Annotated in this window: 15 protein-coding genes and 1 tRNA gene; 6 read left to right on the top strand and 10 right to left on the bottom strand. The window is 68.9% G+C overall.

Features of this window, described 5'->3' with window-relative positions; all coding sequences use genetic code 11:
* Positions 1-36 precede the first annotated feature (36 nt).
* The 5 genes from ACIBH4_RS37610 to ACIBH4_RS37590 all read right to left on the bottom strand — a co-directional run bounded on the left by ACIBH4_RS37610 (position 37) and on the right by ACIBH4_RS37590 (position 5,015).
* Positions 37-837, bottom strand: a complete 801-nt coding sequence (locus ACIBH4_RS37610; protein WP_362518567.1) for an EI24 domain-containing protein — start codon at positions 835-837, stop codon at positions 37-39.
* A gap of 99 nt (positions 838-936) precedes the next feature.
* Positions 937-1,530: a nucleoside triphosphate pyrophosphatase gene (locus ACIBH4_RS37605; RefSeq protein ID WP_362518564.1), complete on the bottom strand. Its 594-nt coding sequence runs from the start codon at positions 1,528-1,530 to the stop codon at positions 937-939.
* A 55-nt stretch (positions 1,531-1,585) separates the two neighbouring features.
* Positions 1,586-2,503: a hypothetical protein gene (locus tag ACIBH4_RS37600; RefSeq protein ID WP_362518561.1), complete on the bottom strand. Its 918-nt coding sequence runs from the start codon at positions 2,501-2,503 to the stop codon at positions 1,586-1,588.
* 396 nt (positions 2,504-2,899) lie between these two features.
* Positions 2,900-3,637, bottom strand: a complete 738-nt coding sequence (locus tag ACIBH4_RS37595) for a peptidyl-tRNA hydrolase (protein ID WP_362518558.1) — start codon at positions 3,635-3,637, stop codon at positions 2,900-2,902.
* A gap of 67 nt (positions 3,638-3,704) precedes the next feature.
* Positions 3,705-5,015, bottom strand: a complete 1,311-nt coding sequence (locus tag ACIBH4_RS37590; protein ID WP_362518555.1) for an MFS transporter — start codon at positions 5,013-5,015, stop codon at positions 3,705-3,707.
* A gap of 312 nt (positions 5,016-5,327) precedes the next feature.
* Here ACIBH4_RS37590 and ACIBH4_RS37585 point away from each other — a divergent pair, with 312 nt between their 5' ends.
* From ACIBH4_RS37585 to ACIBH4_RS37575, 3 genes are all read left to right on the top strand, one after another.
* Positions 5,328-7,058, top strand: a complete 1,731-nt coding sequence (locus tag ACIBH4_RS37585; protein WP_362518552.1) for an ABC transporter family substrate-binding protein — start codon at positions 5,328-5,330, stop codon at positions 7,056-7,058.
* Positions 7,059-7,148: 90 nt separating this feature from the next.
* On the top strand, positions 7,149-7,529 hold the full coding sequence (locus ACIBH4_RS37580; protein WP_362518549.1) for a DUF3224 domain-containing protein: 381 nt from the start codon (positions 7,149-7,151) through the stop codon (positions 7,527-7,529).
* 323 nt (positions 7,530-7,852) lie between these two features.
* Entirely contained in the window at positions 7,853-11,497 is a 3,645-nt protein-coding gene (locus ACIBH4_RS37575) for a CARDB domain-containing protein (protein WP_362518546.1), read from the top strand.
* A gap of 89 nt (positions 11,498-11,586) precedes the next feature.
* Here the strand turns inward: ACIBH4_RS37575 and ACIBH4_RS37570 are convergent, their stop codons facing one another.
* The 5 genes from ACIBH4_RS37570 to ACIBH4_RS37550 all read right to left on the bottom strand — a co-directional run bounded on the left by ACIBH4_RS37570 (position 11,587) and on the right by ACIBH4_RS37550 (position 17,861).
* Positions 11,587-13,107: a condensation domain-containing protein gene (locus ACIBH4_RS37570; protein ID WP_362518541.1), complete on the bottom strand. Its 1,521-nt coding sequence runs from the start codon at positions 13,105-13,107 to the stop codon at positions 11,587-11,589.
* A 450-nt stretch (positions 13,108-13,557) separates the two neighbouring features.
* Positions 13,558-14,907 carry a cellulose binding domain-containing protein gene (locus tag ACIBH4_RS37565; protein ID WP_362518536.1) on the bottom strand — a complete coding sequence of 450 codons (1,350 nt, stop codon included), beginning with the start codon at positions 14,905-14,907 and terminating at the stop codon, positions 13,558-13,560.
* Positions 14,908-15,481: 574 nt separating this feature from the next.
* Positions 15,482-15,554: transfer RNA gene (locus ACIBH4_RS37560), tRNA-Ala, on the bottom strand.
* 147 nt (positions 15,555-15,701) lie between these two features.
* Positions 15,702-17,228 (bottom strand): von Willebrand factor type A domain-containing protein, encoded by a 1,527-nt coding sequence (locus ACIBH4_RS37555; RefSeq protein WP_362518531.1) that lies wholly within the window; start codon positions 17,226-17,228, stop codon positions 15,702-15,704.
* A 99-nt stretch (positions 17,229-17,327) separates the two neighbouring features.
* Positions 17,328-17,861, bottom strand: a complete 534-nt coding sequence (locus ACIBH4_RS37550; RefSeq protein ID WP_362518526.1) for a TIGR03086 family metal-binding protein — start codon at positions 17,859-17,861, stop codon at positions 17,328-17,330.
* A 65-nt stretch (positions 17,862-17,926) separates the two neighbouring features.
* Here ACIBH4_RS37550 and ACIBH4_RS37545 point away from each other — a divergent pair, with 65 nt between their 5' ends.
* From ACIBH4_RS37545 to ACIBH4_RS37535, 3 genes are all read left to right on the top strand, one after another.
* Positions 17,927-19,699 (top strand): asparagine synthase-related protein, encoded by a 1,773-nt coding sequence (locus tag ACIBH4_RS37545; RefSeq protein WP_362769552.1) that lies wholly within the window; start codon positions 17,927-17,929, stop codon positions 19,697-19,699.
* Positions 19,696-20,481, top strand: coding sequence for an AraC family transcriptional regulator (locus tag ACIBH4_RS37540; RefSeq protein WP_362518514.1), 786 nt, complete (start codon positions 19,696-19,698; stop codon positions 20,479-20,481). The genes ACIBH4_RS37545 and ACIBH4_RS37540 overlap by 4 nt, the downstream gene beginning before the upstream one ends.
* 877 nt (positions 20,482-21,358) lie before the next feature.
* Positions 21,359-22,201: a hypothetical protein gene (locus ACIBH4_RS37535; RefSeq protein ID WP_399173747.1), complete on the top strand. Its 843-nt coding sequence runs from the start codon at positions 21,359-21,361 to the stop codon at positions 22,199-22,201.
* Positions 22,202-22,478: the final 277 nt, after the last annotated feature.

Here is a 22,478-nt window from a genome sequence, read left to right as displayed (position 1 = left end):
TGAAGGCCCGGTGACTCCCCTCCTGGAGTCGCCCCCTCAGACACCCCTGTCGACGCGTGGGCCCCCGGCCGTGCTTCCCTCAGGCAGGACGGCCGGTGCCAGACGGGTGCGGACCATGATGGCCGCACCGGCCACGGCGGCGGGCATCGCGACCACCGCGACGAACGGGATGAGGAAGAGCAGGAAGAGCAGGACCCCGAAGCCGAGCGCGGGGGCCTTGTTCCCCCTGAGCAGGCCGAATCTGTTCTTGCGCACCAGCCCTCTGCGCTCGAGGGCCAGGGTGGTCAGCTCGACCGTGAGGAAGAACCCGGAGACCAGGGCACCCAGAACCGGCACCACCGTCTGCCCGATCACCGGCACGAAACCGAGGAAGAAGAGCGGGATCGTGAACAGCAACAGCCATCCGAGGGTGATCACGCTGTCCCTGATGGATCGGGGGATCGACTTCCACAGCGGAAGGTCGTGGCCGGTCGGCACCTCCCCGTAGGTCTCCTCCACCTTCTCGGAGAGCTTCTCGTAGAAGGGGTCGCCCAGGATCAGGGTGATCGCCGTGAAGGTCACCACCGACAGGATCAGCCCGGCGACGAAGATCGCCAGTCCGACCAGTCCCCGCAGCGCGGTCCGTGCCCCCTCGCCCCATCCGTCGGCGAACGGCGTGCCCCACGCGGCGAGGTCCAGCGCGTTCGTGCCGAGAAAGTAGAGGCCGGTCACGTAGAGGGCGAACGCGATCAGCGCAGGGATCAACCCGAACAGCCACCAGCGCGGGTTTCGCGCGACCCAGCGCAGTCCCTGGAAGAAGAACCCGATGCCGTCCAGAAAGGAGCGGAAATGACCCATGGCGGAAGATTATCGGGATCGGATCCCCTTGGGAGGACGGTCGGCGATCCCGCGAACAGAGCGCGGACGGCAGATGTCCCGGGAAAAGAAGCCGCGGCCTCAGGGGCGCTGCCAGAGGCCGGGAACGGAGACCCCGAGGGTGCCCAGGAGGCGGCGGAGCAGGGGCAGGGAGATGCCCAGGACGTTGCCGTGGTCGCCGTCGATGCCGTCGACGAACCAGCCGCCACGCCCGTCCAGGGTGAAGGCCCCCGCGACGTGGAGAGGCTCGCCGGTGGCGACATAGGCGGCGATCTCGTCGTCTCCGGCGGTGCCGAAGCGCACCACCGTCGCGCCCACCTCCGCCGCCTCGCGCCCGTCCGCGACGTTGATGACGCAGTGGCCGGTGAGCAGTCGTCCCTCACGTCCGCGCATGTCGCGCCAGCGGGCCACGGCCTCCTCGGGCGAGGACGGCTTGCCGTAGGCACGACCGTCGAGTTCGAGGATCGAGTCGCAGCCGATGACCAGCCCGCTGCTCAGGCCGCCGGCGACCACGGTCGCCTTCGCGCGGGCCAGCGTGAGGCAGAGCTCACTCGGGCTGTCGGCGGTGATGGCGTCCTCGTCCACACCGCTGACGATCACTTTGGGATCGAGTCCGGCGCTGCGGAGCAGGGCGAGGCGGGCGGGAGAGGCGGAGGCGAGGACGATCTGGGTCACGGCGACCGAGCCTAGCGCGGCTCTCCCTGCCCTCTCGCCACGGACTCGGGTGACGCTATTTCACTCGAAGGGAGGAGACCGCGGTGTTGATGGCGCGCCAGTACTTGCTCTGGGTGTCGGGAATCGTGGCGAAAAGCATCGCGGGCTTGGCACCGGAGATCTCGGTCACGGCGACGGCGGCCATGGAGAAGCGCGTCTTGCCCTTCAGCTTGTACTTCACCCGGTAGGCGAGCAGCCAGCCGTTCTTGATCGGTTGCGAGGCGGTCCAGGTGATCCTGCCGCCCTTGGGGTGGTGGTTGAGCGTCCACCGAGCGGCCAGCAGCGCGGTGTCCTTGGACTCCCGTTGCACCAGGATCGGCACCGGGCAGCTCACGACCATCGCCCGGTGACCGGCCCCCTTCGCCTTCGGCAGCACCTGCTTGGTGGCGAACGGCGACGCGCCGAAGACCTTCCAGGGCTTGCCCAGGCGGACCAGCGACACGCCCGATCTTTCGTCCTGGACGCGGCGCTTGCTCTTGGCCGCCTTGCCCGAGAGGCGGCCGAGCCGCTTGTCGCGCGGCGGGTCGGGCACCCGGGGATCGGTGAGGGCCGCGATGACGGCGCTGCGGTCGGGCGCGGGCTCGAAGCCGTCGGACGCCGAGGCGGGGGCGGCCGTCTCGGAAGGACTCGGGCTCCCCGAGGGGGACGCCGACGCGGAGGGGGTGTCCGAGGGGGACGCCTGCGCGGCGGAGGCCTGCGTGGACGCCTGCTCCGACACCGAGGTGGACGGCTCCGCCGAGACTGAACCGGGCGAGGGGGGCGCGGCAGATGGCGCGGCGATCTGCCCCGTCTTTCCCTCGCCCGGTTGATCTGAGGAGCCCGAGGAGACGAAGCCGACCACCGTCGCGACCGCGGCCACGATCACCGCGACGCCCACGGCCAGGATTCGGTAGATCACGCGCATCGGCAGGTCGCCGATGCGGGACCGTTTCACGGGGGAATCCGGTAGCTTCGGGGGACTCTCCGCCACAATTTTCGGCATCTCCGACGTGGCCGCCTCGGCGGTCACGTATGTCGGCGCGGGACCCGTCTCCCGGGTCCCCTGAGTCCCACCCAACCCATCGAGCACGATCGGGAGCGTACGACAAATCCGGTTTTCCCGTGCGGGATCCCCATCACACTTCGGGAACGAGTACCTTTCTCGCCCCCGTGTCAAACGCTCCGCGACGAATTCGGAATGTTCGTGGAGTGCGAGGCCGGGCTCACCTCCGATGCCTCCTCCCGCGAGGCGGGAGCCGCACACCGACCTGCCGATCGCGCGCGCCGGCACCCCGGGCCCCTCACCGACCGCGGACGAGGCGCCGTACGGGAATCGAACTCCCTGAAGGGGTCACCGGCCGCCCTCGCGCAGCCAAGGGGCGTCCGCGACGACCGTACGGGAGCCGGGCTCGATCTCGGTGAATCCGGCGTCTCTCACCACCGGCAGACCCGAGGCGACCAGCCCGGCCCACGCGGCGGGATCGGCGGTGCGCACGGAGACCGCCGGACCCTTTTCCCGCCAGGCCCGTCTGGCGTCGTCCCCGCTCGCCTGCCAGGCGAGCTGGGCGGCGTGTCCCGCCTGGGCCATCGCCTTGCCGGCCGACATCGTCAGTCCCGGGTTGAGCCAGAGCACCACGTCTCCCGGTGGTCCCGGCTCGGAGGAGTCGGTGAGTTCGGTACCGGAGACCTGGAGCCTGGAGAGGTCCTTGGGCCAGCCGTCCAGCGGGACCGGCGGGTGGACGCGGACCTCGGCGGTGCCCGAGGTGACGGTGACACCGGGCAGGTCGAGCACCCTGCGCCACTCCGCCCCGCGCGCCCGCCGGACGACCTTCCTGAACCGGCTGCCGTCCCAGACACGTACCGCCTCGGCCCACTCGCCGCCGTCGAGAGCGCGCGGGTCGTCGAGCAGCGCCAGCACGGCCAGTGCCGCCGCCTCCAGGGCGTCGGTCCGCTCGGGCGGCGCGGAGCGTTCGATGCGCACCACGAGCGGGAGGACCCTCCTGTCCCGATCAGCGTCTCCGCCGTCCCCGCCGTTCCTGCCGGCCGTCCCGCCCGTCGCCCCTGTCGCGTCGTCCCCGGCGCCGGTCATGCGGTCTTCTCCGGCCACCGCGCGTCCGTTCCGGTTCCGTCTCCCGCGGTTCGCCCGCCTCGTTCTCTCACGCCTTCAAGGATGCCTGCTTCCCCGCGGTGGACTCCCCGCCGAGGGACGACTTCCTGGTGATGGCGATCGACATGACGGCGGCGGCGAGGCATAGGAGGCCCGCGGCGTACCAGGCGAGGTCGTAGGCGCCGAAGTGGTCACGGGTGATCCCCGCGGCGACCGCCGCGATCGCGGCACCGACCTGGTGGGAGGCGAAGACCCAGCCGAACACCACGGCCCCCTCCGGACCGTAGATCTGGCGGCACAGGGCGACCGTCGGCGGGACCGTGGCCACCCAGTCGAGGCCGTAGAAGATGATGAAGACGAGCATGCTCGGCTCCGCGGTGGCTCCGAACAGGCTCGGCAGGGCCATCAGCGACAGGCCGCGCAGCCCGTAGTAGACGCCGAGGAGGATGCGCGAGTCGACCCTGTCGCTCAGCCAGCCGGACGCGACGGTCCCGACCACGTCGAAGATCCCGACCAGGGCGAGCAGTCCCGCTGCCACGGGTTCTGCCATGCCGTGGTCGTGGGCGGCGGGGATGAAGTGGGTGCCCACCAGGCCGTTGGTGCTCATCCCGCAGATCGCGAAGCCTCCGGCGAGCAGCCAGAAGGGACGCGTACGCGCCGCGCTCCACAGCACGCCGAGTGCGCGTGAGGCGGCGCCTCCCACCCGTGCCGGCCGAACGGCGGGGGGTGCGGCGGGATCGGCGCCCAGGGCGGTGGTGCCCACCTCCTCCGGCCGGTCGCGCAGCAGGAACCAGACCAGGGGGACCACGGCGAGGGCGGCGACGGCGACCGTGACGGCCGCCGACCGCCACCCCCTGTCCGCCGCCAGATGGGCGAGGACGGGCAGGAAGACGAGTTGCCCGGTGGCCCCGCCCGCCGTCAGCACGCCGGTGACGAGGCCGCGGTGGCGGACGAACCAGCGTTCGGTGAGAGTGGCGGCGAAGACCAGGGCCATCGAGCCGGCGCCCAGTCCGACCAGGACGCCCCAGCAGAGGATGAGCTGCCAGGGGGCGTTCATCAGGATGGTGAACCCGCTGCCCGCGGCGACCAGCAGCAGGGCGTACGTCACAACCCTGCGCATGCCGAAGCGGTCCATGAGTGCGGCGGCGAAGGGCGCGGTCAGCCCGTAGAGCATGAGGTTGACCGAGACGGCCAGCGAGATCGTGCCCCGGGACCAGCCGAATTCCTCCTGCAGCGGTGTGATCAGCACCCCGGGCGTCGCCCGGAACCCCGCCGCGCCGAGGATGGCCACGAACGCGACTCCCGCCACGATCCAGGCGCGGTGGAGTCTGCGGTTGGGCGCCCGAAGTGTCGTTGTCATGCGCCCCATAATCGTGGGGCGGCACCTCGCCCAGCGAGTGGCCCGAGTGCCAATAACCGCAAGAATCAGGCCAGAGCCTCCTCGCTCACGGATACACCCGTGACGCGAACCCAGAAGATCTCCATCTCACATTTTGGGTGAATTCGCTCAAAGGTTACGTTTTTCCTATTCTCCTGACCTGAGGGTTTCGCGCCCGGCATGGTCACGGAGCGGGCACGATGCCCGTCCGGGGCTCGCCCGGTCGCGAGAGGTGACGATGCTCGACCGGCACGGGGGCCTTGCCGGGGACCGGGCGATCGAAGGGGTGGTGCCGTGTTCCACGCACGAAGGCCGGGAGGGTTTCTCGCGCTGCTCGCCGCCGGCTCGCTTCTGCTGGGCGCCTGCGCGGACGACGGCACGGCGGACGACCCCACGGCCTCGGAGTCGGGTCCACCGAGAGAGACCATCACCTACGCCTACGAGCAGGAGTTCCACTCCTACAACAACAACACCACCGCGGAGAACGCCACGCGCAACGCCGCCCCGCTACAGCGGGTGCTGACGGGCTTCTGGTTCTACGGCGAGAAGGGCGCGATCACTCCCGACAAGGACTTCGGGACGTACGAGAAGATCTCCGACGACCCGCTGAGCGTCAAGTACACCATCAACGACAAGGCGGTCTGGTCGGACGGCACCCCCATCGACTGCGACGACGTCATGCTGTGGTGGGCCTTTCGGTCCGGCAAGGTCAAGGGCTTCGCCTCCGCCGACACCACCGGCCTTCGGGACACCCGGATCCCCGACTGCGAGAAGGGCGGCAGGCAGTTCACCCTGGTCTACGACAAGCCGTTCGCGGACTGGGTGGCCGGAGGACCCGGCGCGACCGAGATGATGCCCGCCCATGTGGTCGCCAAGCAGGACGGCCTGTCGGAGGAGGAGTTCATCGCGGCGGTCAGAAGTGCCGACTCGAAGAAGATGGAGAAGGGCATCAGGTTCTTCAACGACGGCTGGGTCTCCGAGGGCAGACTGCCCGACGCCGAGCTGATCCCGTCCTCGGGGCCGTACAAGCTCTCCAAGCTGGACGCCGGGCAGCGGCTCACCCTCGTCGCCAACGACAGGTGGTGGGGCACCCCCGCCGCGACCCCGACGATCGTCGAGCGCTTCATCACCCTCGACGAGCAGGCCCAGGCGCTGCAGAACCGCGAGGTCCAGATCGTCGAGCCCCAGCCGGGGCCCGACGTGCTCAGGCAACTGCAGTCGCTGCGGGGCGTGAAGGTCGGCGTCTTCGAGAAGTACACCTACGAGCATCTGGACTTCAACTTCGACTCCAGCCCGTTCAGGGACAGGAGGCTGCGTGAGGCGTTCGCCAGGTGCGTGCCCAGGCAGCTCATCGTCAACACCCTGATCGGACCCGTCGCGCCCGCCGCCAAGCCCCTCGAGGTCCGCACCGTGGCCCCCTTCCAGGCCAACAGCGCGGCGGTCGTCGCGGCCAGCGGCAGCGCGGGCCTGTACGAGCGGCAGGACATCGCGGGCGCCAGGGCGCTGCTGCGCAAGGCCGGCAAGACGGGCCTGGAGGTGAGCATCGGCTACCAGACCCCGAACCCGCGCCGTACCGCGGCGGTCCAGCTCATCATCGAGGCCTGCGACAAGGCCGGTTTCAAGGTCGTCGACAAGGGTTCCGAGGATTTCCTCGGCAACGTGTTGCCGAACAACGGCTACGACGTGGCCCTGTTCGCCTGGTCGGGTTCCGCCCTGGTCAGCGGCTGGGCCTCCAACTTCACCTCGCCGGGAAAGTGCGACGCCCAGAACAAGGGGAGCAACAACGGCTGCTACTCCAGCGAGCAGGTGGACCGCCTCATCGCGAAGCTGAACTCGACGGTGGACCTGGAGGCCCAGAACCCGATCATCGGCGAGATCGAGAAGAGGCTCTGGAGCGACCTGGCCACCATCCCGCTCTTCCAGCATCCGGGCCTCAGCGCCTGGGACGAGAAGCTTCAGAACGTCGTCCCCAACCCCGCGCAGTCGACCATCACCTGGAACATGGACAAATGGCAGCTCTCATAGCGGATACGGCGCGGATCCGTACCTGACATCAGACGTCAGGTACGGTCGCCAGGATTGGCGCGAGATCCGGAACTCCACATGGGAGCACACATGCCTCGCGCCACAGGAACCTTCACCATCGACAGCTGGGAGCCGCAGACCTACGACGAGGCCGAGGGGGCGGCGCTCACCCGCGTGCACCTCACCAAGACCTTCGACGGCGACCTGGTCGGCACCAGCACCGCCGACATCATCACCGCGATCCCCCGGGTCGAGACATCGGCGGCCTACGTGGGCTTCGAACGCTTCACCGGCACCGCGCACGGCCGCGAGGGCACCTTCGTGCTCCACCACACGGCCGGGGAGGCGGGGCTGAGCTGGACGATCCTTCCCGACTCCGGCACCGGCGAGCTGCTGGGCATCCGGGGCGGCGGCCAGATCGTCAACGACGGCGGCGCCCACTCCTTCCACCTCGACTACGAGCTGGGCTGAGAACGCCTCCTCTCGCGCGCCGGCTTCGCACCCGGCGCGCGAGAGGGGCTCACCACCCTTTTGTCGGTTTTGGTGACATGTCACATCTCGCGTCAAGCCAATCGAGAAAGCCGCTTCCCCGCCGTTGACGCGCCCGTAGCACGTATGTAACCTTTGGCCAACACCACGCAAGAATATTGCAAAGCTCTGTTCGTTTTCTTGCTACTCATCGCAACTCTCCAGGGATGCACCGCGTCGTGCACCTGCCCCCCATTACGTGTGCGGTGAAGGTCCCACCTTCACGCCTCGGCCCCGCCGTGCCCGACGAGAGAAGAAGAAGGCGAATGAGAATGCTGTACAGACCGTTACGGCTGGTGGCGACCATGGTCGTCACCGGCTTACTCCTCGTCGTGGGGTCGGTCGTCCCGGCCTCCGCCGCGGCCGGACCCAATCTGTCGCCGGGCAAGGCGACCCTGGCGAGCGGCTCCACGGGCGGCTACCCGGTGTCCGCCGTCAACGACGGAAACCCGGACACCTACTGGGAGAGTCCCAACAACAGCTTCCCGCAGTGGGCGCGGATCGACCTCGGCACCGCCACGAGCGTCGACCGGATCGTGCTGAAGGTGCCCCCCGCGGCCGCCTGGCAGACCCGCACCCAGACGCTCTCGATCCAGGGCGGCGCCGACGGCAGCACCTTCAGCACGGTCGTGGCCTCGGCGAACCACACGTTCAACCCGGCGACCGGCAACACGGTCACGATCGACTTCGGTGCCGCGACCCACCGGTACTGGCGCGTCACCATCACCGCGAACACCGGCTGGCCCGCAGCGCAGATCTCCGAGTTCGAGATCTACGGCACCGCCACCGGCGGCGACGACCAGCGCCCGACGGCCCCCGGCAACCTCGCCTTCACCCAGCCCGCCGCCGGCCAGATCAGGCTGACCTGGAACGCCTCCACCGACAACGTCGGCGTCACCGGATACGACATCTACGCCGACAACCAGCTGCGGGGCAGCGTCGGCAACGTGCTGACCTACACCGACAACCAGCCGGCGTCGGCGACCGTGACGTACTTCGTGCGGGCCAAGGACGCGGCGGGCAACCAGTCGGCCAACAGCAACTCCGTGACCCGCGAGGGCACCGGCACCCCGGGATCCAACCTGGCGATCGGCAAGGAGATGACCGAGTCCGGCCACGTGCACTCGTTCGTCGCCGCGAACGCGAACGACAACAACCTCTCCACCTACTGGGAGGCCAACTCCGGCGCGTTCCCGAACACACTCACCGCCAAGCTCGGCGCCAACGCGAACGTCAGCTCCGTCGTGCTGAAGCTCAACCCCGACTCCACATGGGGGACCCGCACGCAGAACATCCAGATCCTGGGCCGCGAGCAGAACGCCACGGGCTACACCAGCCTGGTGTCGGCGCAGAACTACACGTTCGCCCCGGCCTCCGGCGGCAACTCGGTGACGATCCCCCTCAACGCCACCGTCGCCGACGTCCAGCTGAGGTTCACCTCCAACAGCGGCGCGCCCGGCGGGCAGGTCGCCGAGTTCCAGATCTTCGGTGTCCCCGCGCCGAACCCCGACCTCACGGTCACGAACCTCTCGTGGACTCCGGCGTCCCCGAACGAGACCAGCGCGATCACGCTGTCGGCCACGGTCAGGAACGCGGGCACCGCGCCCTCCCCCGCCGACAGCGTGAACCTCAACCTCAACGGCACTCCGGTCGCGACCGTCGCCGTCCCCGCGCTCCCCGTCAACGGCACCGCCACGGTGACCCACAACATCGGCACCCGCGGCGAGGGGAGCCACACGGTCAGCGCCAGGGTGGATCCGGACAACTCGGTCTTCGAGCAGAACGAGGACAACAACACCCTCACCGCGTCGTCACCGCTGGTGGTCTCGCAGGCTCCCGGCCCCGACCTGCAGGTTCTCGGCGTCACCTCCAACCCGCCGAACCCGGCCGTCGGAGCGCCGGTCACGTTCACCGTGGCGGTGAAGAACCGGGGAACCACCGCGACGGGCGCGACCACGGTCACCCGTGTGACGGTGGGAGGCACCACGCTCAACGCCAACACCGCGTCGATCGCCGCGGGCGCGACGGTCAACGTGGCCGTGAACGGAAGCTGGACCGCCACCGGCGGCGGCGCCACCGTCACCGCGACCGCCGACGCGACCAACGCCGTCGCCGAGACCAACGAGAACAACAACACGTTCTCGCTGTCGATCGTGGTCGGGCGCGGTGCGGCCGTCCCATGGGTCGAGTACGAGGCCGAATCCGCCGACTACCAGGGCACCCTGCTGGAGACCGACCCGCTGCGCACCTTCGGGCACACCAACTTCGCCACCGAGTCCTCGGGCCGCAAGTCGGTACGGCTGAACAGCACAGGTCAGTTCGTCGAGTTCACCTCGACCAACCCCTCCAACTCGATCGTGGTCCGCAACTCCATCCCCGACGCGCCGGGCGGCGGTGGCATCGAGGCGACCATCAGCCTCTACGTCAACGGCACCTTCTCGCGGAAGCTCACCCTCTCCTCGCGCCACAGCTGGCTGTACGGGAACACCGACGGCCCCGAGTCACTGTCGAACACCCCCCAGGCCGACGCCCGGCGGTTGTTCGACGAGTCGCACGCGCTGCTCTCGCAGACCTACCCGGCCGGCACCAAATTCCGGTTGCAGCGTGACGCGACCGACACGGCCGCCTTCTACGTCATCGACCTGATCGACCTGGAGCAGGTGGCGCCTCCGACGAGCCGACCGGCCGAATGCGCTTCGATCACCGACTACGGCGCGGTGCCCAACGACGGGCTCGACGACACGGCCGCCATCCAGCGGGCGGTGACCGACGACCAGAACGGCGTCATCGGCTGCGTGTGGATCCCGGCGGGACAGTGGCGGCAGGAGCAGAAGATCCTCACCGACGACCCGCTGAACCGTGGGCAGTGGAACCAGGTGGGCATCAGGAACGTCACGATCCGCGGCGCGGGCATGTGGCACTCCCAGCTGTACACCCTGACCGAGCCGCAGGACGTGGTGGGCGGCATCAACCACCCGCACGAGGGCAACTTCGGCTTCGACGTCGACAGCAACACCCAGATCTCCGACATCGCCATCTTCGGCTCCGGCCGCATTCGCGGCGGAGACGGCAACGACGAGGGCGGGGTGGGCCTGAACGGCCGGTTCGGCGAGAACACCAAGATCACAAACGTGTGGATCGAACACGCCAACGTGGGTGCCTGGGTCGGCCGCGACTACGACAACATCCCCGCCCTGTGGGGTCCGGGCGACAACCTGCTGTTCAGCGGCATGCGTATCCGCAACACCTACGCCGACGGCATCAACTTCACCAACGGCACACGGAACTCGCGGGTGTTCAACTCCTCGTTCCGCAACACCGGCGACGACGCCCTCGCGATCTGGGCCAACCAGGCGGTGAAGGACCGGGTCGTCGACAACACGCACGACAACCACTTCGTCAACAACACCATCCAGCTGCCCTGGCGGGCGAACGGCATCGCGATCTACGGCGGTTACAACAACTCGATCGAGAACAACCTGATCTACGACACCATGAACTACCCGGGCATCATGCTGGCGACCGACCACAGCCCCCTGCCCTTCTCGGGGACCACGTTGATCGCCAACAACGGGCTTTACCGCACAGGTGGCGCCTTCTGGAACGAGGATCAGGAGTTCGGAGCGATCACGTTGTTCCCGCAGGGCGGTGACATCACCGGCGTCACCATCCGCGACACCGAGATCCGCGACTCGACCTACGACGGCATCCAGTTCAAGACGGGCGGCGGCAACATGCCGAACGTCGCGATCACCAATGTGAGGATCGACAGGTCCAACAACGGGGCCGGCATCCTCGCCATGAGCGGCGCTCGCGGTAACGCGACGCTGACGAACGTGACCATAACCAACTCGGCCACCGGCGACATCGTGCGACAGCCGGGGACGACCTTCGTGATCACCGGCAGCTGACCCCCTCAGGTCCGGCACGTGAGGACGACAGGTCATGCGGCGTGCACCCCGGGAAGAACATCGGGGAGCACGCTCATGGCCGGTCGTTCTCAGCCGACGGTCCGCACGTAGTCGCTGGGGGCGACGACACCGTGACGCCCTTCGCGCAGGACCACCTCGACCACCGCCCTGGCGGCAGCGGAGAGGTCGATGTCACGCCCGACCCGCGCGATGAGCCCGTCGCCGACGGCCTCGATCCGCGCGACATCGGAGCCGAGGGCGAGATCCACCGCGGCCTGAACACCGGAGAGATCGACCCAGCACGAGCGGGCACGCACCCAGCCCGGTCCCCGTTCCGCCGGAGGGATCCCGAAGTCCGCCGGATCGACGTCGCCGTCCGCGGCGGCGACGACGAGCCGCTCGACTCCGCCGAGGATGTCGGCGGTCTCGTCGGCGGTGGCCAGTCGGGCATCGAGGCCGAGCCCGCAGCCGAGCTTGCCGTCCAGCCGGTAGATGTCGAACTCCGCGGGAGCGCCGAACACGCGATCGCCCACGCCGGGTTCCACGCCGGCCCTCGGCAGGATCGTATGAACGTGGCCGCTCGTGTTGTTGACGACCACGTCGCGGTGACAGCGCATGCCGCGGGCCCGTTCCGCCGCGCCCATCGTCTCGTCCAGTCGGACCGGGTCGTATCGGCCGTACCTGTAAGCCGTCAGGGCGGCGGCGTTCGTCCGCTGGACCGACCTCAGGAACGAGGAGGAGGCGCTGAAAGGAATGATCGTATCCTGGGCGAGCGTGCCGACGTAGTCGCGCAACTCCGGGGAGAAACGGTTGTTGCACAGGCAGTGCAGCTGACATTCCGGCTCTTGGGTCCAGCTTGTCAGAAGCGCCGCGAACGCGGCCATCACCACCGCCGACGGCTGCGCGCCCGTCTTCGCCGCGACGTGGACCACCGCCTCCGCGGCGACCTGGGAGCCCAGCAGGACGTGATGATGGCCGCGGGCCTCGGGAAAGCGGAAGGGCAGACCGAGCGAGCACAACGGCCTTTCCGCCAGCTGACGGGCCCAGTATCCGGTCGCCCCCTCCAGCTGGCGCTGCCCGGCCGGGGTGAGCTCGTAGGTGGCACGGTCGGCGGGATGGTACACGGCGGAAGGAAGCCGCCGATCCGCCAGCAGCGCGGCGAGTTCGGCGCGCAGAATCGTCATCGCCGACAGGTCCGCCGCCACGTGCGACACGTGCAGGACGACCAGGAGCGGAGATCCCGATCGGGTCACCACATTCGCCCTCACCGGGAGGTCGACGGCGGGATCGAAAACCCTGCCCGGCAGGAACCAGTCCTGGTGAGTGCCCGTGGCCTCGACCACCCTGGCGATGAGCGTCCCCGACGCGTGCACGAACTGCTCGCCGTCCCGCAGGAGGGTCCGCAGTGCCTCCTGACGACCGATCAGCGCACCCAGCGCCGCACCGACCGCGTCCATGGTGCTTCCCCGGGGCACACGCACAACCGTTGACAGGATGTCGGCCGGCCCCGGCAGATCCGGGCTGATCCAGCTCAGCACATTCCTCTGACCGGTCGTTATGGGCCATCGGCCCGATCGGGAGCCGGAGAAGCGAACTTTCAGGTCATTCATCTCCGGCCACTACCGGTCATCGCGGTCCTCCTTGCCGGGGGACCGCACAAAAAACCGCATAAAATCCCGCGCGTATTCTCCGGCGCGCGTTCCTGCCGGAGGTGGTTGTCCTGGTGAGTCGACCCGCCGCGTCGACAGTTTCCGCCGCGGCCGAACGGCTTGTTCAAGCCTTCTCCTTCGCACCCACCACGTTGCCGTCGAGACACACAGCAATATGGCACTCGACCAAATTTCTGGTCGAGTGCCATATTGAGGGTCGTCGTCGATCGGCTCGCTCCCGATATCGGTGAAAGAATGCTAAGGAGCGCCATTGGGAGCGTCAAGACGGTGAGCGATATTCGACTTCTTCTCTTTTCCGCCCCGGGCCGGGACCTCCCCGGCCCGGCCCTGCGGAGCGAGGACACCGTCCGGGGCGGACATAACGCTCCGGGAAATCGGCTTCACGGCCGTTCAGACGTTGATCTTTCCTGCTCCCGCACCGGAGGTGACGATGGACTTGACGGCGGACGCTCCATCAAGACCGTAGGAATACGGGATGGAGGCCACCGAACCACCCTGCTGCCCGCTGCCGGAACCGGTCAGATGGTTGTTGCGGGCCACCAGGGTGCCGGGTCCTGACGCGGCCTCGCCCAGGTGGTAAGGGTCGGGGACGTTCTCGAAGTAGTTGCCCTCGACCAGCACACCGGCGCCCTGAGTGGAGGCGACCCCGTATCCCCTGACGTTGGAGTAGTAGTTGTTGTAGACGTGCACCGGGTTGCCGAAGCGCACCCGGGGGTTGCGCTGGTTGGTGCCGTCGAGCCAGTTGTGGTGGTAGGTCACGCGCAGGTGGCCCCTGTCCTCGGAGCCGTTGTCGTCGCTGTGCCCGAGCAGCATGGCCTTGTCGTGGCTGTACAGGCGGTTCCACGACACGGTGACGTAGTCGCTGGCGCGCTTGATGTCGATGGCGCCGTCGTAACCGTTGGACAGCGTGTTGTGGTCGATCCAGACCCGGGTCGAGTACTGGACGTTGATCGCGTCGTCGTCCCAGTTCCTGAAGGTCAGGTTCCGGATGATCACATTGGACGCGTTGGAGACGTTCAGGCCACAGCCGACGATCGTCGCTCCGGAGTTACCGATGATCGTCTTGTTGGAGCCGATCCTCAGCATGCCCGAGCAGGAGATCGTGCCCGACACCCGGATCACGGCCGCGCCCGTCCCCGAGGCTGCACTCGTCAGGGCCGACGCGCTCGTCACCGTGGTGGCGGCCGCACTGCCACCACCGGTCGTGCCTCCCCCCTGGGTCGCCCAGCCGACCAGACCGGTGGTGTTGGGCGGCGGAGGCGTCGGAGTGGGGGTGGGTGTGGGTGTGGGGTTCGGCGACGGCGGGTTGGTGACCGAACCGGTGCACGCGACCCCGTTGAGAGTAAAGGAGGTGGGCACCGGGTTGGATCCGCTCCAGGTGCCGTTGAAACCGATCGTGGTGGCGGCACCGGTCGCCAGAGCGCCGTTGTAGGCGGCGTTCGCGGCGGTCACCGTGCTACCGCTCTGGGAGAAGGTCGCGTTCCAGCCCTGCGTCACGGCCTGTCCGGCCGTAAACGACCATTTCAACTGCCAGCCGTTGAGCGGGTCCCCCAGATTGGTGATCGTGACGCTCGCGCCGAACCCGTCGCCCCATTGGGAGGCCACCGAGTAGGCGACCTGGCAGCCGGGCGCCGCGGAGACCGACGCGGCGGAGACCGGCGCCGCGACCAGGCCCGCCGCCAGGCAGAGGATTCCCGCCGCGCTCCTGAGGATCGCCGGTCCTCGTTGTCGCAAGATCATGTTCTTGCCTCCCTCTTGGGCGCAGGACCGGAGCCGAACGCACTGAAACCCCAGGTCATTCACATGGTTTCGGTGAGCCAAGTTCACTTAACCCTTTAAGTCAAGGCATCCCTTCCGGGCCGGATCCGGCCAATCAGCCTGGCATGGAAACACCACATCTCGGCCAAAGGCGCACGACGCCCGCCGTGGACGCCTTCTGGCTGCTCGGAAGGGGAAGGTCATCCCATTGCCGACCCCTCAAGATGGTTGTCAAGGCCCTTTCGGTTCGTTCTCAGACCTCGCCCGCGCACGAAATCCCGAAGAAACTTTCATCACCGCCATGGGGCCACGCGAATTAGTGCAGAGCGTGGACAAATTTCCAGGAACGAGCCGACGGCGACACCGTACGGAATGCGCAAGAAGCGTCGCCGCCCCTTGATCACTCAAGGGCCGGCGCGATAATTCCCCGCTCCAAAGCTCACCCGAAGCCCGGCCGGCGATCGCAAGACCTCGGAAACGACGAAATCCCGCCCGATCAAGCGATCGGACGGGATCTCGTCGACCGTCACTGAGCTGACTCAAGAACGGTCAGAGGTGGAGCTATGGGGATTCGAACCCCAGACCTCCTCCATGCCATGGAGGCGCGCTACCAACTGCGCCATAGCCCCTCGTCGATGCCCCGGGCCTGACCCGGCGACCACGCCAGTGTATAGGAGATCACCCCGCACCCTGTAACCGGCGTAACCGGCGCGGGCCGCCCACGAGGCCGGCTCACGAGGAGCCGGCCCACTCGATCATGGAGTGCCTACGGGTGCCTATCGGAGCGACGCGGCCTTCTCGATCAGTTCGGCGAGCTCGGTCACCGCGGGGTCCTCGGTGGAGGCGGCCAGGCGGGTGGCGTGGGCGGCGAGATCACCGGGCGTGGCTCCGGCGATCCCCTCCCCGGTGCGGAGATACTCGGCGAAGCCCGCGGCCACCACGTCGACCTGGAACCTCGGCGTGGGCCCCTCCCACGGCGAGGTCGCCAGATCGCCCGCCGCGAGGGAGCGAGAGGCCTCCGCCGGGTCGCGGGTGTCGGGATCCTGCCAGCGCACGGTGGCGGTGGCCAGCTGTCCCGACGACCCCCCGCGCAGCCGGAGCTCGTACAGGGCCGTCACCGAGTGGCCGGGGCCGATCTCTCCGCCGTCCTTGCTGTCGTCACGGAAGTCCTCGGTCGCGAGCCGCCGGTTCTCATAGCCGATCAGGCGGTAGGACTCCACGACCGAGGGGTTGAACACGACCTGCGCCTTGGCGTCGCGGGCGCGCAGGTCGATGTTGGTGGCGAGCTGCTCGACGAAGACCTTGCGCGCGTCGTCGACGGAACCGACGTAGACCGCGGCGCCGTCGCCGTTGTCGGCGAGCCGCTCCATCAACTCGTCGCCGTAGTCACGGCCGACGCCGACACACAGCAGGGTGATCTTCTTGGCCGCGGCATCCTCGACCCGGTCGAGGATGCCGCGCCAGGTGGTGTCGCCGACGTTGGCCAGGCCGTCAGAGAGGAGGATGACGCGGTTGACGGCCACCGCTCTGAAGCTCGCCGCAGCCTCGGCGTACCCACTGGTCAGCCCCGCCTCCAGGTTCGTGGACTGCTGGGTGACGAGGCGTTCGACGGCGGCGTGGAGCTTCTCCTTGTCGGTCGCGGGGGTCATGGAGAGGATGACGTCCGCCTCGTCGCTGAAGGCCACGAGGGAGATCTGGTCGCCGGGTCCGAGCTGGTCGACGAGCTTGTGCAGGGCATCCCTCACCAGGTCGAGCCTGCCCGGCTCGCCCATCGAGCCGGACACGTCCACCACGAAGGTGAGGTTCGCCGGTCGCCGGGCCTGCGCGCTCGCCCTCCGAGTCTGCAGGCCGACACGGAGCAGCGCGGTGCCGTTTCCCGGGGTGCGGGCGCCGTCCATGTGCACGGTGAAACCGTCGTCCTCGGGTTCCGCGTAGTCCTGGGCGAAGGAGTTGACGAACTCCTCCGGCCTGACCTGGCCCGCCTCCGGCAACCTGCCCTCGGTGAGGGTCCGTTTGCTGTAGCCGTACGAGGCGGTGTCCACGTCGAGGGCGAAGGTCGAGATCTGTTCGGCGGAGGTGTCGCGCCTCCGGGTGGCCTCGCTCCTGGGAGTGGCCCGGACTTCGGACTCGGTTCCTGCGGAACTCTGATCTCCGGCCTCGGGGGCGGCGTCCGAGGGCATGGACGGGCCCGCCCTTCCGGATTCCGGCATCGGCTGACTGCCGGATCCGCCGCAGGCGGCGACGAACATCAGGGCGAGCAGCGCGAGCACGGCGAGGACGATGGTGAGCGGACGTGACTTCATGTCGCCTCCTGGGGATGCGTGTCATCCCCTACGACGACTCCTCTCCGCGGTCCGCCGGGAGCTTGACCCAAGCGAGCGCTAACCGTGTTCGGCGCGTGATCAGGGTTTCCAGGCCGGGTCCCGCCCGCTGATCCCGAGCGCCCGCTCGAACGGCGAGGCGTCGCGTGCCACGGGCACCTCCTCACCGAAGACTCCCAGGCGCCGTCCCTGCGGCGCCATCCCCTCGACGAAGGCGGCCACGACCTCGCCGGTCGCGGTGTCCACCGTGTAGTCCTGACCGGTGGCCCTGGCCAGGTCCCAGCCATGGATCACCGTGTCGCCCAGCACCAGCTGGAGCACCATGGCCATGGGCATCCCCATCGCGGGGCTGGTGCCCTCGGTCACCCCGGGTTCCGACCAGGCGGCGAGCAGCGCGGCGGCCCGGTCCGCGAAGGGGGCGTGGTCGGCGTCCTGCGACGGCGGCTGCTCGCGGCGGGCCAGTGCCTCGAACATCGCGGCCGTCCAGGCCAGGTGGTCGAGCAGCTCCCGTACGTCGAAGCCGTCGCAGGGGGTGGGCAGGCCCAGCTGGTCGTCGCGGACGCCGCGGGCGACGGCCGCCGTGCCGGTGACGGCGCGTGACAGCATCTCGTTCATGCCTGCCATGCTGTCGAGCCGAACTCACAGCTGTCTTGAAAAAACGCGTCATAGGATCCTGCAGCATGCGCGTGTATCTCGGCCTCGCGGCCAAACACCCAGGAGCCGGAATACCCGAGGCGATGCTGCACACCGTGAGGGGCGCGATCGAGAGCGCGTTCGCCGTACCGCCCGAGGTCATCAGATCCCGGGAGTGGCACCGTCCCGGGATCGCGGTGTTCTCCTGGACCAACGAGCCCGACGACTCGCGGCGTCCTCCCCTGCTGGAGACCGGCCACGACCGGGTGACCGGGGTGAACGGTTACCTGACCGCACCGGGTGACGTGAACCGGCTGGCGGCCATGCCGGTGCTGGACACCGAGGCGATCGGCGGGTGCTTCTCGGTGTTCCGGGCGACCGAGGACGAGCTGTCCGCCGCCACCGCGGTCCACAGGATCTGCCCGGTCTACTACGCCGAGACCCCCGACGTGCACGTGATCGGCAGCCGGGCGCTGCTCGTCCACCTCGCGGGCTGCGGTGAGCGCGTGGAGTGGGACGTGCTCGCTCTGCAGTCGATGGTCAGGCAGGGATACTTCCTGTCGGACGAGACGCCCTACCGAGGGGTGAGCGCGCTGCCACCGTCCTCGTCGGTGACCGTCAGGAACGGCCGGCGTACGATCGTCACGACCCCGCTCCCCACGGCCGTGCCCGCGCCCGAGTCACGCAGGCAGAAGAAACACCTCGTCCGGGAGTTGGCCGAGGCGCTTCTGGCCACGGTGGAGCCGCTGCGCACGACCAGGGAGCCGGTGAACCTCGCCCTCACCGGCGGCAGGGACAGCCGCCTGATCGCCGCGGTGCTGCACGCGGCCGGCATCCCGCTGCGCGCGACCACCAACGGCCTGGACACCCATCCCGACGTGGTCATCGCCGGGAAGGTCGCCCGCGCGCTCCGCATCGAGCACACCGTCATCCCTCCGGCCCGTGTCGAGAAGAAGGACGCGATCGTCGTCGAGCACCCCCTCGCGCGGACCTACGAGACGTTGCGCGCCTGTGAGGGTATGACGTCGGCGTACGAGTCGATCGTCGGCTACCTCCCCTACAGCGCCAAACCCACCATGTCGGGGCAGAGCGGGGAGAGCCTGCGGGCCGGAAGCCTGCTGTTGCTCCAAACCGACCTGAGCGAGAAGGCGCTGCGCCGCCGGGTGGACGTGACCTTCCTGCGAGATCCCGCGCTGTTCACCGAGGAGGCCAACGAGCACGCCCGCGAACTGGCCGAGCCCTGGCGCAAGCGGGCTCCGCTGGAGGCGCTCGACCACATGTACATCTCCTACAAGGTCGGCCGCTGGCAGGCGGGGGCGCGGGCGGGATCGCTGCGCAGAGGCGACCAGATCTGGCCGTTCTTCGACAACCGGGTGGTCCGCGCCGCGCTGGGTCTCGACCAGACCTGGCGGCTGTCGGAGGAGGTCATCTACGAACTGCTCGGCATCCTGGCCCCGTCTCTGCGGAACATCCCGGTCGAGGGCAAGCCGTGGCGGTTCACCGCGGGGAAGCGCTACTACCCCTGGCAGCGCAGGCCGCCGGCGCTGACCGCGCAGAAGACCGGAGGGGGCGGCTGGAACTGGCGGACCAGTCCCGGCGCCGAGTTGACCGGCCTGATGCGCGACCACGTCCTCGGCCGCCTGGACCTGCTGTCTCCCATCGTCAAGCCCGACGAGGTACGTAAGCTGTTCGCCGAACCCGTCCTGAAGAAACCCACCCACGCCTGGCACCTCTACACCGTGGCCACCATGCTGGGGGGCGAGTATCCGGGCAAGGAACCACAGGGTCTGCCGAAAATCCACATCCCCATCCCGTCGTGACGGGCACGCCCGCCGACGACACCCGCGGAATCCTGAACTTCGGGGCGGCCCGGTTCCGTTACGGGCGCCACGCGTGCCACCCGGCCCTGGCCCCCTTCGTCGAGCACCACTGGATCGTCCGCTGGGAGTTGGAAGAACCGTACGAGCAGCGGATCGTGTCCCACCCATCGGTGAACCTGGTCTTCCACGAGCGCGGTTCCCACGTGGCAGGGGTCATCACCGGTGACTATCTGGAGGTCCTGAACGGCACCGGGATCGTGGTCGGCACCCGCTTCCGGCCCGCCGGTTTCCGTCCCTTCCTCGGCGCCCCGCTCTCCACGATCACCGATCTCCGCGTCCCGGCCTCCCGGATCCTCGGTCCGGACGCCGACGCGGTGACCCCGGCCGTACTGGCCGCCTCCGACGAGGAGGCGGTGCGGGCGCTGGAAGGGTTCCTGCTCACGCGGCTCCCCGTCCGCGACCCCGTCGCCGAGCGGGCGGCGGACCTCGTCGCGAGCGTGCTCGCCGACCCGGCCATCGTCCGCGTCGGCGATCTGGCCGCCCTGCACGGGCTGAGCGTCCGGCACCTGCAGCGGCTGTTCAGCGACCGCGTCGGTGTCTCCCCCAAGTGGGTGATCCGCCGTTACCGCATCCACGAGGCCGCCGAGAGAGCCGGACCCGCCACCGACTGGTCGCGGCTCGCCGCCGATCTCGGCTACAGCGACCAGTCCCACTTCACCCGCGACTTCACCGGCGTCATCGGCATGCCGCCCACCGCGTACGTCCGCCGTCTGCCGAGATGACGTCAGCAGGCGCAGGCGGTGCCGGAAACCGGCGGGCCTTCCGCACCCCGGCATCGTCTGGCCATGCGAAACCGCATGGATACACGCGGCAGCCCCGAGGTCCGGATCCGGCCACGGAATCTTGGCGCGAAACAATCCCATAGCGTAATTTACGCTTTATCCCATCATTGTTCACCTATCCGAACAATCACAGAAACGGCGACATTAATACTCTATAAAGATACTCAAATATCCGGAGCGTAAAGAAACGCGCGCCCTCCATCAAGCTTCCATTCCAGATTTGAAGCACACTTCTACGGCCTATCTCCTGGGCGCCCCAAGAATGTCCGCGCGGAGTTTTCTCTCAACGGGAAGGGAGAAACAACGCACGTGTCTACTTTCATGAAACGGACCCTTGCGGGCGGCGCGCTCGCCGGGGCCGTCCTGCTTCTGCACTCCCCTGTCCCAGTTTCGGCCGATTCGCAACTTCAGATATCGGCGCAGGCTCGCCACGACGAAATCCAATCCGCCAGAAGCACGCAGGGGGACCCCTGCCCTGTGGTGCTTTCCAGCATTTGCACGAACTTCGTATCCCTGCCCACCGTGATCCGCAGCAGGGATGTCATAACCACCGGAGCGATCATCCACAGGGGCCTGCAGCCCACCGCGAGCGATGCGATTTACATCCCGCTGTGCAGGTGGCTGGGGCTGCCGATCTTCCTCTGCCGAATCCCTGAGGGGATCCAGGGCCCAGCAGGTCCAGCAGGCCCAGCAGGCCCCAGGGGTCCGGTGGGCCCCCGAGGCTACACAGGTCCGGCGGGCCCAGCGGGGACTGACGGCGCACCGGGACCCGCAGGCGCTGACGGCGCACCGGGACCCGCAGGGCCAGCTGGTGCCGATGGCGCACCCGGACCCGAAGGACCCGCAGGACCGGCAGGCGCTGACGGCGCACCCGGACCCGAAGGACCACCCGGACCCGCAGGCGCCGACGGCGCACCCGGACCCGCAGGACCGGCAGGCGCCGACGGCGCACCCGGACCCGAAGGCGCTGACGGCGCACCCGGACCCGCAGGGCCAGCTGGTGCCGATGGCGCACCCGGACCCGAAGGACCACCCGGACCCGCAGGCGCCGACGGCGCACCCGGACCCGAAGGACCACCCGGACCCGCAGGCGCCGATGGCGCACCCGGACCCGAAGGACCACCCGGACCCGCAGGCGCCGATGGCGCACCCGGACCCGAAGGACCCGCAGGACCGGCAGGCGCTGACGGCGCACCCGGACCCGAAGGACCACCCGGACCCGCAGGCGCTGACGGCGCACCCGGACCCGAAGGACCGGCAGGCGCCGATGGCGCACCCGGACCCGAAGGACCTGAAGGACCTGAAGGACCTGAAGGGCCCGAAGGACCCGCAGGGCCAGCTGGTGCCGACGGACTCGACGGCGCTGACGGCGCACCAGGACCCGCAGGGCCCGCAGGGCCGACAGGACCCGCAGGCGCTGATGGCGCACCAGGACCGGCAGGCGCTGACGGTGCTCCCGGACCCGAAGGACCGGCAGGACCAGTCGGACCCGCAGGACCTCAGGGGCCGATCGGACCGCAAGGCCCGCCCGGAACGGCGACAACCAGCGGAACGGCTTTCGGTTACCCGATCGTCAGTACCCACATCGTCAGGGCGCCGATTGTCACCGCCCCGATCGTCTGGGCTGCTGCCGCTCCTCCGACCATCTGCACGGCCGTGAGAGTCTGCTGAGATTTTCAGCGGTCTCATGGAAACAGGTCGATTGAGATGTTCCCGTCCTGCGGTTCACTTCGAAGGTCCCTAGGACCGGGAGAGTGAAGTCCGGAAACGGCCGCACCGGACGGGTAACCGTCAACTGAAATACGGAGAGGTGGGGGGGGGGGGGCCCCCCCCCCCCCCCCCCCGCCGCGACCCCGCGGCGGCGGGGGGGGGGGCGCCCCCCCCCCCCCCCGCCCGCCCTTCGGTCAGGCTCGGCGGTTATCCGGGGGTGCTCTCCG

The sequence above is a fragment of the Streptosporangium sp. NPDC050284 genome, from assembly GCF_044459525.1.
Lineage (GTDB): Bacteria > Actinomycetota > Actinomycetes > Streptosporangiales > Streptosporangiaceae > Streptosporangium.
The sequence above is the reverse complement of the archived record's forward strand: the minus strand, read 5'-3'. Positions and strand labels throughout refer to the sequence as shown.

Coding starts and splice junctions, on each gene's coding strand:
- ACIBH4_RS37590 (WP_362518555.1), bottom strand. CDS start 5,015: ATGACAACGACACTTCGGGCGCCCAACCGCAGACTCCACCGCGCCTGG.
- ACIBH4_RS37535 (WP_399173747.1), top strand. CDS start 21,359: ATGGCGCACCCGGACCCGAAGGACCCGCAGGACCGGCAGGCGCTGACG.
- ACIBH4_RS37570 (WP_362518541.1), bottom strand. CDS start 13,107: ATGAATGACCTGAAAGTTCGCTTCTCCGGCTCCCGATCGGGCCGATGG.
- ACIBH4_RS37580 (WP_362518549.1), top strand. CDS start 7,149: ATGCCTCGCGCCACAGGAACCTTCACCATCGACAGCTGGGAGCCGCAG.
- ACIBH4_RS37610 (WP_362518567.1), bottom strand. CDS start 837: ATGGGTCATTTCCGCTCCTTTCTGGACGGCATCGGGTTCTTCTTCCAG.
- ACIBH4_RS37575 (WP_362518546.1), top strand. CDS start 7,853: ATGAGAATGCTGTACAGACCGTTACGGCTGGTGGCGACCATGGTCGTC.
- ACIBH4_RS37545 (WP_362769552.1), top strand. CDS start 17,927: ATGCGCGTGTATCTCGGCCTCGCGGCCAAACACCCAGGAGCCGGAATA.
- ACIBH4_RS37595 (WP_362518558.1), bottom strand. CDS start 3,637: ATGACCGGCGCCGGGGACGACGCGACAGGGGCGACGGGCGGGACGGCC.
- ACIBH4_RS37550 (WP_362518526.1), bottom strand. CDS start 17,861: ATGAACGAGATGCTGTCACGCGCCGTCACCGGCACGGCGGCCGTCGCC.
- ACIBH4_RS37555 (WP_362518531.1), bottom strand. CDS start 17,228: ATGAAGTCACGTCCGCTCACCATCGTCCTCGCCGTGCTCGCGCTGCTC.
- ACIBH4_RS37565 (WP_362518536.1), bottom strand. CDS start 14,907: ATGATCTTGCGACAACGAGGACCGGCGATCCTCAGGAGCGCGGCGGGA.